The following is an 11,532-nucleotide window of genomic DNA, read 5'->3' as shown; positions in this document are numbered from 1 at the left end:
TCCGCTCTTCGAGCGAGCGCTCATCACTTCAGCCCCGCAAGACGCGCGGTGATCCGATCGACTTCCTCGCGGGCGACCTGCTGGCGGCCGCGAATCTTGTCAACGACATCGGTCGGCGCCTTCGCCAAGAAGGCGTCATTACCCAGCTTTCCTGTGGTACTTGCCAATTCCTTCTCCGCGGCCGCCAGGTCCTTTTCCAGCCTGCGCCGTTCGGCGGCGACATCGACAGTCCCCGAGGTGTCGAGTTCGACGACCACGGTCCCTCTGGACAGTCGCACCTCGATGGACGCTATCGGGTTGAAGCCGTCCTCGGCGGCGGTCAGCCATGCCAGCGAGCTGACCGCGGGAAGCTGGGCATCGAGATCGGCCTCCGGGATGTCGGACAACCGTGCCGGCACCCGCTGCCGGTCGTTGAGCCCCTGGTCGCTGCGGAACCGACGTACCTCGGTGACGAGCTTCTGCATATCTGTCACGCGTTGTGCCGCAATCGGATCGAGCGTGAACCCAGACGGCTCCGGCCAGTCCGCGATCACCAGCGACTCGCCGCCCGTCAGCGCCTTCCACAAGACTTCGGTGACGAAGGGCATCACTGGATGAAGGAGCTTGAGCAGCGTGTCCAGCACGGCGGCGAGCACCCCCGTGGTGTGCTGAACCCCCTCAGACAGCTGCACTTTCGCCAACTCGACGTACCAGTCGCAGAACTCGTCCCAGGCGAAGTGATAGAGCGCCTCGCAGGCCCGGTTGAACTCGTAGCTGTCGAACGTGACATCCACTTCGGCTCGGACCTCTTCCAAGCGGCCGAGGATCCACCGGTCGGCGTCGGTCAGGTCGGCCGCGTCGGGCAGGGGGGCCGGGGCCGCGCCGTTCATGAGCGCGAAGCGGGTGGCGTTGAACAGCTTGGTGGCGAAGTTCCGCGACGCGCGGGCGTGGTCCTCGCCGATGGACAGGTCGCCACCCGGACTGGCGCCCCGGGCCAGGGTGAACCGCAGGGCATCGGCACCGAACATCTCGACCCAGTCCAGCGGGTCGATTCCGTTGCCCCGCGACTTGCTCATCTTGCGGCCGAACTCATCACGGATCAGGCCGTGCAGGAAGACATTTCGGAACGGCACTTGGCGTCCGCGGTCGCCGCCGAGCGTGATTGCCGGATCGTCACCGACGAAGGTGCCGAACATCATCATCCGGGCCACCCAGAAGAACAGGATGTCGTAGCCGGTGACCAGAACCGAGGTCGGATAGAACTTCGCCAGCTCTGCGGTGTGCGCGGGCCAGCCCATGGTGGAGAAGGGCCACAGCGCCGACGAGAACCAGGTGTCCAGGACGTCGGGGTCCTGCTCCCAGCCCTCGGGTGGAGTCTCGTCTGGTCCGACGCACACCATGTCTCCGTCAGGCCCGTGCCAGATGGGGATGCGATGGCCCCACCACAACTGTCGGGAGATGCACCAGTCGTGCATGTTGTCGACCCAGGCGAACCAGCGCGGCTCCAGGCTGGGGGGATGAATCACGGTGTCGCCGTCGCGAACTGCATCGCCTGCGGCCTTCGCCAAGGATTCCACCTTGACCCACCACTGGAGCGACAGCCGCGGTTCGATCGGTTCACCGCTGCGCTCCGAGTGCCCGACGCTGTGCAGGTAGGGCCGTTTCTCGGCGACGACGCGTCCCTGCGCTGCCAGCGCCTCCCGCACCTTGACGCGTGCTTCGAATCGGTCGAGCCCGTCGAATCCGGTTCCGGTGTCGGCGATCCGCCCCTTGGTGTCCATGATCGTCGGCATGGGCAGCTGGTGCCGCATCCCGATCTCGAAGTCGTTCGGATCGTGTGCGGGAGTGACCTTGACTGCGCCGGTGCCGAATTCAGGGTCGACGTGCTCGTCGGCGACGACGATCATCTGCCGGTCCACGAACGGATGCGGAAGGGTTCTGCCAACCAGGTCCCGGTAGCGCTCGTCGTCGGGATGCACCGCGATCGCGGTGTCACCGAGCATGGTCTCCACCCGGGTTGTCGCTACCACGATGTGCGGTTCGTCGTCGTCGAGCGAGCCGTAACGGAACGAGACCAGCTCGCCTTCGACGTCGTCGTATTTCACCTCGAGGTCGGACACCGCCGTCTCCAGCACCGGCGACCAGTTCACCAGCCTCTCGGCCCGGTAGATCAGGCCGGCATCGAACAGCCGCTTGAATATCGTCCGCACCGCACGGGACAGGCCGTCGTCCATGGTGAACCGGTCGCGGCTCCAGTCGACGCCGTCACCGAGCCTGCGCATCTGCCCGGCGATGGTGCCACCCGAGTCGCGCTTCCAGTCCCAGACCTTGTCGATGAACAGCTCGCGGCCGAAATCCTCTTTGGTCTTGCCGTCGACAGCCAGCTGTTTCTCGACCACCGACTGGGTGGCGATGCCCGCGTGGTCCATGCCCGGCAGCCAGAGGACCTCGTAGCCCTGCATCCGTTTGCGGCGGGTCAGGGCGTCCATCAAGGTGTGATCGAGCGCGTGGCCCATGTGCAGGCTGCCGGTGACGTTCGGCGGCGGCAGCACGATGGAATACGGGGGCTTGCGGGTGGACGCATCGGCCTTGAAGTAGCCGGCGTTGACCCAGCCCTCGTACAGGTCACTCTCTACCGAGCCCGGATCCCACGACTTGGGCAGGGCGTCGGTATGGGGCTGGGAGCTGGCGGTCACCGCGCCATTCTATGAAGGGCCGCGGTCCGGCCGCCGGGACGGCTACTTCTTGCCGCCGAGCAGACCACCGAGAATGTCGCCGATCGCACCGCCCTGCTGGCCGCCGAGGACGCTACCCAGGATGCTGCCGAGCGGGTTGTTCCCCGCGCCGCCGCCACCGCCGGAACCGCCGAGGATGCCGCCCAGGATGTCCCCGAGACCGCCACCGCCTGCGGACTGTGCCTGCGCCTCGGCCGGAGCCGAACCCCCGGAGCCCTTTGTCAGCTGTTTGCCGATGTAGGCCAGCACAATCGGAGCGAGGATCGGCAGCAGCCTCTTGATCAGGTCCCCGTTTCCGGCGCCCCCACCGGCCAGCGCCGAGGCGACCTGGTTGCTGTCGTTACCGCCGAAGATCCGTGCGACGAACTGGTCACCCTGGTTTGCGTCGACCCGGTCGACGCTGACCCCGCCGTCGAGCAGGCCGCTCGTGCCCTGTGCCGCGACATCGGACTCGAGCTTGCTGGAGTCGATGTCGTCGGCCTGGACATTCTGTTGGATACCACCGACGAGGGCAGGTACGAGGGTCTTGATGGCGCTGTTCACCTCGCCTTCGTCGACGCCCAGCTTGCTGGCAATCTCTTGGGTGGGTATCTGACTGAAGAGTTCGTCGAGACCGGCCATCGCGCTCCACCTTCGTTGCTGGGTTACCGCAGAGTCGAGGTTGACACTAGTCCACTCGATCTTGGTGCACAGGTGTTCGCGACGGGCCGGGCGAAACAGAATTCAGTCCAGCCGCGAGGTCTCCAATGACGCACCCGCAGCGGGGAATCGGGCCATCAGCGCTTCGCCCATCGCCGCGGCCGGAGTCAGCACACCGCGCAGATCCGAGAGTCGATCGCGGTCCGCGCCAGCGCCAACCCGCTCTCCCCCAGCAGCACCGACGTCGCCTTGTAGCCGTAGTCGCCTCGCTGCGACAGGCGTGCCGCGTAACGTGCGCCGGCCGTGGTGGTGTACGTCTCGACGGTGCAGTGGCCGTTCTCCCGGGCCCGCTCGCTCGGGCCGTCCCGGGCCTGGGCGCAATGCGTTCGATCAGCCAGCCGGGGAGCCGGTGGAAGAACCGGCTGCCCAGCGCCATCGTCGCGGCATTGCCACCGGTCGCCAACGCCGCGGCCACCGGCGCTACTACGGAGCGGCCCAGGCTCATCTGCTCGGCGTACGCCGGCCTGCGACCGTACGCGTAGTCGAGTAATGCGATGCTGCGGCGGACGATTCGGGAGTTCACGGCGGCCATGACGAACGCGCCGAGCCAATATCCGTCCAGCTCCGGTGCGATCTCACGCCCTTGGCGCCATCGGATGTCGGCCTGGGGACCCAGTTCGGGCTCGGCCGCGCGATCGGGGGTCAGTGTGTAGGGATCGTTCGACCCGACGGTGCCGCCGGACACCCCTCCTGACAGCACCCGAACCACCAGATTGGTGTCGGTGAGCTCACCCGTGTGACCCGCGTGCGCACGACGATGCAGCGCGAAGACGTGAGACCGGAAGGAATGGAATCCAATCCACAGGAATCGGTGGTCACCACCACCTGGGTGCGAGCGGCCATATCGTTCAACGTCGCCGGCTGCGAGGCATCGGCGGTGATGAGTTGCCATGACCGCGGGGTGTCCGGCAATCCGTCCCGCGCCCGCAGCGGCTTGTCCGGCGAACGGCCGGCCGGCGCGATGCGGGCGTCCACCCCTGCACTGGCCAGATACTCGGCGGTCAGCTTGCGACGAAGCTGGTTGCGCCGTACACGATGATGTCGAATGCACACTGCGCCGCGCTCATGACCGCGACGCTACCCGAGGCCTCGGGTAGCTCGACGTCCTCACCCAGCACGTGACGGGCCAGGAAGGCGATAACCACCTGGTACCAGATCTTGGCGTGCTGCGGGTTGAGGATCCAGTGATTCTCCGACGGAAAATAAAGGAAACGGTGCGAGCTGGTGCCGTCGGCGGCCGCCGGAAGTCCCGACGCGCTCAGCAGTTCGTACCAGAGCCGGAGCGCCTCGCCGATCGGGACGCGGTAGTCCTTGTCGCCGTGAATCACCAGCATCGGGGTGCGGATCTGGTCGACGAAGCGGTGTGGCGAGTTCGTTGCCGCCATCTCCTGAGTCATCTCGCGTGCCCACCAGTACGCGCCGTCGGTGGTCGGTCCGAACTGGTCGAGTGCCCACAGGCCGGCGTGGGTGACGATCGCGTTGAAGCGGTCGGTGTGTCCGGCGATCCAGTTGGCCATGTAGCCACCGAACGAGCCGCCCATCGCCGCGGTACGGGTGTCGTCGACGCGGGGATGTGCGCACGCTGCATCCGTGGCTGCGAGCAGGTCGGTGTACGGCGCGAAACCCCATGCCCCCCAACCGCGCTGGATGAAGTCCCGGCCGTATCCGGTAGACAGGGCGGGATCAGGAAGCAACACCGCGTAGCCCCGCGCGACGAGTAGCCACGGATTCCACCGCCAGTGCCACGCATTCCAACTCCCCAGCGGACCGCCGTGCACCCACAGCACCAGCGGCGCCCGATCGTCCCCGCCGGGTAGCGCCAGCCACGAGCGGATCGCTCGACCATCGGGGGCGGTGGCGGTCAGCTCGGCCAGCGTGCCCGGCAGCGCGGGCATGTCGACACACGGCAGCGCGGTGACAGTGCCGTCCGCGTCGATGCGCACCGGATGCGGCGCGCTGCGGTAGGAACTGCGCAGCGCGAAGATCGCACCGCCGGAAGCGGTGTGCACGTCGGAGTACGTGTAGTCGTCGTCGGTCAGCCGCCTGACCGCACCGCTGGCCGGGTTGACCAGGAATACCGGACCGCGTCCGTTCTCGTCGGCCGTGACGACCAGCGACGACCCGTCGGCCGACCATGTCACCGACGTCGGCCAGCGGTCCCACTCCGGTGCCAACTCGACGAGCGGCTCGCCCAAGCGCATGTGGCACAGGGTGATCCTCGGCGCCTCGTCCGGTGTGGAGTACGTCTCACGGGTGAACGCGACCGCCGCGCCGTCCGGTGAGATGGCCGGGAGCTCCAGGTCAGTGCCCGGATTGTCGGCGATGGTGGTGCGCTTCGCGGTGGCCAGGTCGACCCGGACCAGGGTGCTGTGGACCGATGCGCCCGGCGCAGGGTCGTGCCACGACGTCACAACGAAGGCGCCGTCCGCGCTGACGTCGAAGTTCGCTTCCCGCAACGCATCTCCGGGGTGTGGAGTCAGATCGCGGGGCCCGGCGGCGTCGATCAGGTGCGGATGGTCGGGGCCGACGTCGTGGTCCCAGTGTCGAACCGGGTAGGCGCTGTGTAGCACCGCCGAGACCTTGCTGTCCTTGCGCAGTTTTCGCAGTCGCTTGTCGTCGTCGATGTCGTCGGCGGATCTCAGCAGCTTCGCGGCCACCACGGTTACCTCAGTTGCCCGCGCGGTCCGGACGCCGGACACACCGCCGGGCAGCGCCAATTCCTCGACGGCCTCACCGCCCGCGGCGGGCAGTCGCCACAGCGAGGTAGGCGGATCCTCATCGTCGTCGGTGGGCCTGGCGGCGAGGAACATCAGATCGCCCGCTGCCGTGAAGGCCGGTGAGGTCTCTCCTTTGGCTCCGCGGGTGAGGCGGCGAGCGGGCTGCCGACCGGTCGGGTCGAGTTCCCAGAGTGCGCTGACGAATTCGGTGCGCTTCTCGTTGAGCTCGCTGATCGAGGTCACCACCCGCGTGCCGTCGGGTGACACGGCCAGCCCGGACACGCGCGGGAGCGCGAGGAACTCATCGAGGTCCTGGAAGGGCTGGAAGGGCCGGGAAAGAACAGTCGGCTCAGACGGGGTGGTCATGCCCCTTTGTTAGCACACCGGCGCAATCGGGTTTTACCGGAAGTTTGACTTTCAAACTCACGGCTGGCACGCTGACTTCGCAGGAGGTGCGCCCATGACGACCGTGCCGCTCGCACAACTGGCCGGACGCCCCTGCCCGGTCGCCGCATCGCTGGAGTTGGTCGGCGAGCGGTGGTCGCTGCTGATCGTCCGCGAATTGGCTTTGGGCAACGGCAGGTTCGCCGGCATCGTCACGGGCACCGGGGCGCCGCGAGACCGAGTCGCGGCGAGGCTCAAGGCGCTGGAGGAAGCGGGAGTCATCCAGCGGACCGCCTACCAGCACGCCCCGCCCCGCTTCGACTACACGCTGACCGACGCCGGCTGGGACCTGCTGCCGGTGATCAACGCCCTCCTCGAATGGGGTGCGAAACACGCTGTCAGCGAGGATGATCCGGATCGCGACCGCCGCCGCCGCGCCTATCCACCCATCGAGAGGACAGCATGACAGCCGACGCGGTCAACACCGACGCCCTGGCCGACTGGGGAGTCGAGCGTTCCAAGACGGTCACCTGGCACGATCCGGGCCCCAGCACCGCCAGGGGGCTCTCCATGGCGGGAGTCGACTATCTGCGGGCCATGGCCGATGGTGTGCTGCCGCAGCCTCCGATCGGCGGACTGATGCAGTTCGCGATCGTCGACGTCGAAGAGGGCCGGGTCGTATTCACCTGCCGGCCCGACGAATCCGCGTTCAACCCGATCGGCGCGATTCATGGTGGCCTCGTCTGCACACTGCTGGACTCGGTCACCGGATGCGCTGTGCACAGCACCCTGCCGCACGGCAAGGGATACACCTCGGTCGAGATCAAGGTCAACTACCTGAAGGCGGTGCGACCGAGCAGTGGCCCGCTCACCGCGACGGGCACGGTGGTGAAATCGGGCTCGCGCGTCGGTTTCGCCGAAGGAGTGGTCACCGATGCGAGCGGCGCGATGGTGGCGACCGCATCCAGTACGTTGCTGATCTTCGACGTGTGAACTTCATCCGTCGACACGCTACGTTCGACGGATGGCGCAGCAAATCCTGGTGATCGGGGCGGGCATCGCCGGCCTGGCGACTGCTGTCGCGCTACAGCGGCGGGGACGCGACGTGACCGTAATCGACGAGCGCACCGACACCTCGGCGGGCGCCGGCATCAGCATCTGGCCCAACGCGCTCGCGGCGCTCGACGAGATCGGGCTGGGAGAGCATGTCCGCGCCGTCGGCGGCGGAGTGTCAGCCGGAGCGGTGCGATGGCGTGATGGCACGTGGCTGCGCCATCCATCGCCGCAGCGCCTGGTCAAAGCCCTCGGCGAACCTCTGGTGGTGCTGCGTCGGTCCGCGCTCACGACAATCCTTTCGGGCGCCCTTGCGGAGGGAACGGTGCACCGCGACCTGGCCGCGCGCGAACTCAAGCTGACGGGCGACGGCGTGCGCGTGACGTTGTCCGATGCCAGCTCCCGCGAGGTGGCGGGTGTCGTCGGCGCTGATGGCATCCGCTCGGTCGTGGCGCAGCACCTCAACGGCGCGCTGAAACACCGGTATGCGGGTTACACGGCCTGGCGTGGCGTAGCCGCCCACTCGCTCGACCCCGATCTCGCCGGTGAAACCATGGGCGCAGGCGTCGAGGTCGGACATGTCCCGCTCGGGCCTGATTCCACCTACTGGTTCGCAACCGAACGGGCGCCCGAGGGGCGCACCGCCGAACAAGGCGAGCTGGCCTATCTGCGATCCAAGCTGGTTTCGTGGACCGACCCCGTCCCGGCCCTGCTCGCCGCAACCGACCCAGCGGACGTACTGCACAACGACCTGTACGACCGCGAGCAGGCGCGGCAGTGGTCACGCGGCCCGGTGGTCGTGGTCGGCGACGCCGCGCATCCGATGCGCCCGCACCTCGGCCAGGGCGGATGCCAGGGAATCGAGGACGCGGCGATACTGGCCCGCTTCACCGAGAGGACAACCGACCTTGCCACGGTGTTCGCGCAATTCGCGACGTTCCGCCGGCGCCGGGTCGGCAGCCTCGTGCGCCAGTCCAAGGCGATCGGCCAGGCGGTCAACCTCCGTCCGCCCCTGCTGAGCGCAGCCGCCACACTGGTGCCCGAGGCGGTGCTGACCAGTCGGATGGCGGCGATCGCCTCCAGATCGGCTTTCATCCTGCCCTAGTCCATCCCGCGACACCGGGCTCACCGATGCGTTTTGACCGCAGATGCGATGGCCGCCAGCGTTTTCCGGCTCTTCGCAGTTGAGGGTGTAGGACCGGTTGGCCAGCTGGTCTCGACTAGTGATCGAGGGGTCTGGTTGGCTGGGGGTGTGCCGGAGAAGAAGCGGAAGAGGAAGAGCGGGGTGCCCGGGGCGGGGGCGGACTTGGCGTTGCTTCAGAAGTTGATGGCCAATGCCGCTGGCGATATGTTCGATGAGCCGACGCCCAAGGTCCGGGCTGTGCCGGAGCGAGCGCAGGGTTTCCGGGTGCGGGTGGACCTGATGTACGCCAAGCCGCCGATCTGGCGTCGTCTCGACCTGCCGGGCGACCTCAGGCTCGATGAGCTGCATGTCGTGCTGCAGGTCGCGATGGGTTGGCAGGACGGTCACCTGCATAAGTTCGGTGTCGGAGCGGACCGGCGTACCCGTGCCTACTTCGTCACCGGGTTCGATCTCAGCGAGGGTGACGAAGGCGTCGCCGAGGACAGCGTGCGGCTCGATCAGGTGTTGTCCGACAAGGGCGAGCGGTTGTTCTATGACTACGACTTCGGCGACGGATGGGAGCACGTGCTGGTGGTTGAAGACGTTTTCGACGATCGACCTCCGGCTCTGGTCTGCCTAACGGGCAAGATGGCTTGCCCGCCGGAGGACTGTGGCGGCCTTGGCGGCTATGAGGAGTTAGCTGCTTGGGTTCGTGGCGGGTACGAACGGCAGGCAACGCCCATGGGGCTCAGTGCTGAGGAGATGAGGGACTGGCTGCCCCAGGGCTGGCACCCCGACCGTTTCTCGGTGGCCGAGACCAACGACGCTCTGGCCGCGCTGACTACGAGTTGAGGGCTTTCCCTGTCGGTTGAAAGAGCTGGGCTCTGAAGCCTCCGGTCTCGAGCAGAGATCTGGCGATGTAGTTGGTGAGGTTGCGGAAGCCCAGTGCGGATCCGCGGAGGTGTTCGAGGCGGCCGTTGATCGCTTCGGTCGGGCCGTTGCTGGTGCCTGGCCGGTCGAAGTAGGCCAGCACGTCGGCGGCCCGCTTCTTGAGGGTCCGCCCGAGGGTGATCAGTTCCTTCAGCGGCTTGGGGACGCCGGTGCTCAGCGTGGTGATCAGTGCAGCCATCATGGTGTGGCCCTGTCGGCGATCTGGTTCGCGGTAGGCGGCCACGGTGCGTTGATACATCTGCCAGCTGGCCTCGACCTCGGCGTGAGCGTCGACTGCAAACAGGGCGGCCAGCCGAGCTTTCTGCTTGTCGGTGAGCAGATCAGCTCAGTGTGCAGGGTGCGCCGGCACGCGTAGAGCGGATCGGTCTTGCGACCCCGGTGCCCGCAGGTGGCCAGCTGCACGCGGCGCCGGCATTCGTCGAGGGCGTTGCCGGCCAACCTGACCACGTGGAAGGGGTCCATCACCGTCGCCGCCTCGGGCATCTCCTCAGCGGTGGCGGTCTTGAACCCGGAAAATCCGTCCATGGCAACAACTTCCACTCCATCACGCCAGTCCTTGGGCCGCTCAGCCAGCCAGTCGGCGAATGCCTTCTTGGAGCGGCCCTGCACCATGTCGAGCAACCGGGCCGAACCAGTCCCGTCACGGACAGGGGTGAGATCGATGATCACGGTGACGTACTTGTCGCCGCGGCGGGTGTGCCGCCAGACGTGCTCATCGACCCCGATCACCGCCACCCCGTCGAAACGGGCCGGATCGGCGATCAGTACACGTCGACCTTCGGTGAGCACCGCATTGTTGGCGGTGTTCCACGACACCGCCAGGGCCTCCGCGACCCGCGCCACTGACAAGTGCTGGCACACAATGGCTTCCAGTGCCCACCGCAATCCGCGCCGAGACAGCTTGGCGCGTGGCTCGGCTGCCTTGCCGGCGTCTTGTCGCCACACATGACGGCATCCGGCGCACCGGTATCGGCGGATCGTGACCAGCAGCGTGGTAGGCCGCCACCCAAACGGTTCATGGGCCAGCGTGCGTGTGACGCTGTCACGCGGACTGCCTTCTTCACCACAACGACGGCACCATCGGTCGTCCTCGACGATCCTGCACGCCAGCACCGCGCGGTCGGCGGCGAGCCGTTGACCGGTCACCTCCAACCCGAGTTCGTCGAGGTGGCAGAAAGTAGTCAAGTCAGCGCAGGCGAAGCCCGCGCGACCGGTAGCGTCGTGCACGTCGCGGTCTTTCGGATGGGTGGCGTAGGAACCTCCATCATCGGAAGACCTCGACCCCTATCCCAGCAACGACGCGCCGACTACCTCTACACCCTCATCTGCGAAGGCCCCGTTTTCCACTCCGTGGCGTGCGACATGTGGAACGTCAGGAAACTGATGCCCAGTTCCTCGTAGAAGTGTCGGATTCGATCGACGGCAGAAGCTGTGGATCCGTCCAGCACGGTCGCGAGGCGCCGCAACTCCGCCTCTGGCGTATCGGGCAGCAGTTGACGAACCACGGACAAGTCGTTCGGATCGTCGATCGAGACCTGCAGGAAGTTGAACGCGATCTCGACCGGTTCGGCCGACGTCTCGGCCTTACACCGGACAACCGCCACCTGCTCGGCCATCTCCCCGCCCGTACTTCGAAGCGGACCGATCCCCACCATGACGCGATCCATCTGACCCAATTTGAGCAGCTCGTAAGACCCGTTGAGCACCAGGTCCGCCGGCACGCCCGACCGCGCTGCCGCGGCGCCGCCCGAGCGTGGCACCTCGATCAGGTGAACCACATCGAAGCCGATCTGACCGGCATGCCGCAGGAGTGCACGTTGCGCTGCCGGCGAGCCCGACCCGACCATGCTGAGCCCGAGCCGGAGCGGAGGCGGCTGGGTTTTCAATGTGT

General features: G+C 67.1%; 7 protein-coding genes and 3 pseudogenes. 4 read left to right on the top strand and 6 right to left on the bottom strand.

The window, feature by feature from the left end:
- Positions 1-23 precede the first annotated feature (23 nt).
- From ACVWWN_RS17740 to ACVWWN_RS17725, 4 genes and pseudogenes are all read right to left on the bottom strand, one after another.
- A complete protein-coding gene (locus ACVWWN_RS17740; RefSeq protein WP_457145027.1) occupies positions 24-2,675 on the bottom strand; it encodes a valine--tRNA ligase in 2,652 nt (883 codons plus the stop codon).
- A gap of 42 nt (positions 2,676-2,717) precedes the next feature.
- Entirely contained in the window at positions 2,718-3,335 is a 618-nt protein-coding gene (locus ACVWWN_RS17735; protein ID WP_457145026.1) for a DUF937 domain-containing protein, read from the bottom strand.
- A gap of 102 nt (positions 3,336-3,437) precedes the next feature.
- Positions 3,438-4,480 (bottom strand): annotated as a pseudogene (locus ACVWWN_RS17730) (enoyl-ACP reductase).
- 12 nt (positions 4,481-4,492) lie between these two features.
- Positions 4,493-6,496, bottom strand: a pseudogene (locus ACVWWN_RS17725) (prolyl oligopeptidase family serine peptidase); the annotation flags it as partial.
- A 94-nt stretch (positions 6,497-6,590) separates the two neighbouring features.
- Here ACVWWN_RS17725 and ACVWWN_RS17720 point away from each other — a divergent pair.
- The 4 genes from ACVWWN_RS17720 to ACVWWN_RS17705 all read left to right on the top strand — a co-directional run bounded on the left by ACVWWN_RS17720 (position 6,591) and on the right by ACVWWN_RS17705 (position 9,542).
- Complete coding sequence (locus tag ACVWWN_RS17720; RefSeq protein WP_457145025.1) at positions 6,591-6,980, top strand: winged helix-turn-helix transcriptional regulator; 390 nt, start codon at positions 6,591-6,593, stop codon at positions 6,978-6,980.
- A complete protein-coding gene (locus ACVWWN_RS17715) occupies positions 6,977-7,507 on the top strand; it encodes a PaaI family thioesterase (protein ID WP_457145024.1) in 531 nt (176 codons plus the stop codon). Before ACVWWN_RS17720 ends, ACVWWN_RS17715 begins: the two co-directional genes overlap by 4 nt.
- A 31-nt stretch (positions 7,508-7,538) precedes the next feature.
- Positions 7,539-8,672, top strand: a complete 1,134-nt coding sequence (locus tag ACVWWN_RS17710; protein WP_457145023.1) for an FAD-dependent oxidoreductase — start codon at positions 7,539-7,541, stop codon at positions 8,670-8,672.
- 135 nt (positions 8,673-8,807) lie between these two features.
- A complete protein-coding gene (locus ACVWWN_RS17705; protein WP_457145022.1) occupies positions 8,808-9,542 on the top strand; it encodes a plasmid pRiA4b ORF-3 family protein in 735 nt (244 codons plus the stop codon).
- Here ACVWWN_RS17705 and ACVWWN_RS17700 read toward each other — a convergent pair.
- Positions 9,532-10,868: pseudogene (locus ACVWWN_RS17700) on the bottom strand (ISL3 family transposase). The gene ACVWWN_RS17705 and the pseudogene ACVWWN_RS17700 overlap by 11 nt on opposite strands.
- Positions 10,869-10,954: 86 nt before the next feature.
- Positions 10,955-11,527 (bottom strand): hypothetical protein, encoded by a 573-nt coding sequence (locus ACVWWN_RS17695; RefSeq protein WP_457145021.1) that lies wholly within the window; start codon positions 11,525-11,527, stop codon positions 10,955-10,957.
- Positions 11,528-11,532: the final 5 nt, after the last annotated feature.

The sequence above is a fragment of the Mycobacterium sp. URHB0021 genome (assembly GCF_054057895.1).
The sequence above is the reverse complement of the archived record's forward strand: the minus strand, read 5'-3'. Positions and strand labels throughout refer to the sequence as shown.

Coding starts and splice junctions, on each gene's coding strand:
- ACVWWN_RS17710 (WP_457145023.1), top strand. CDS start 7,539: ATGGCGCAGCAAATCCTGGTGATCGGGGCGGGCATCGCCGGCCTGGCG.
- ACVWWN_RS17720 (WP_457145025.1), top strand. CDS start 6,591: ATGACGACCGTGCCGCTCGCACAACTGGCCGGACGCCCCTGCCCGGTC.
- ACVWWN_RS17735 (WP_457145026.1), bottom strand. CDS start 3,335: ATGGCCGGTCTCGACGAACTCTTCAGTCAGATACCCACCCAAGAGATT.
- ACVWWN_RS17715 (WP_457145024.1), top strand. CDS start 6,977: ATGACAGCCGACGCGGTCAACACCGACGCCCTGGCCGACTGGGGAGTC.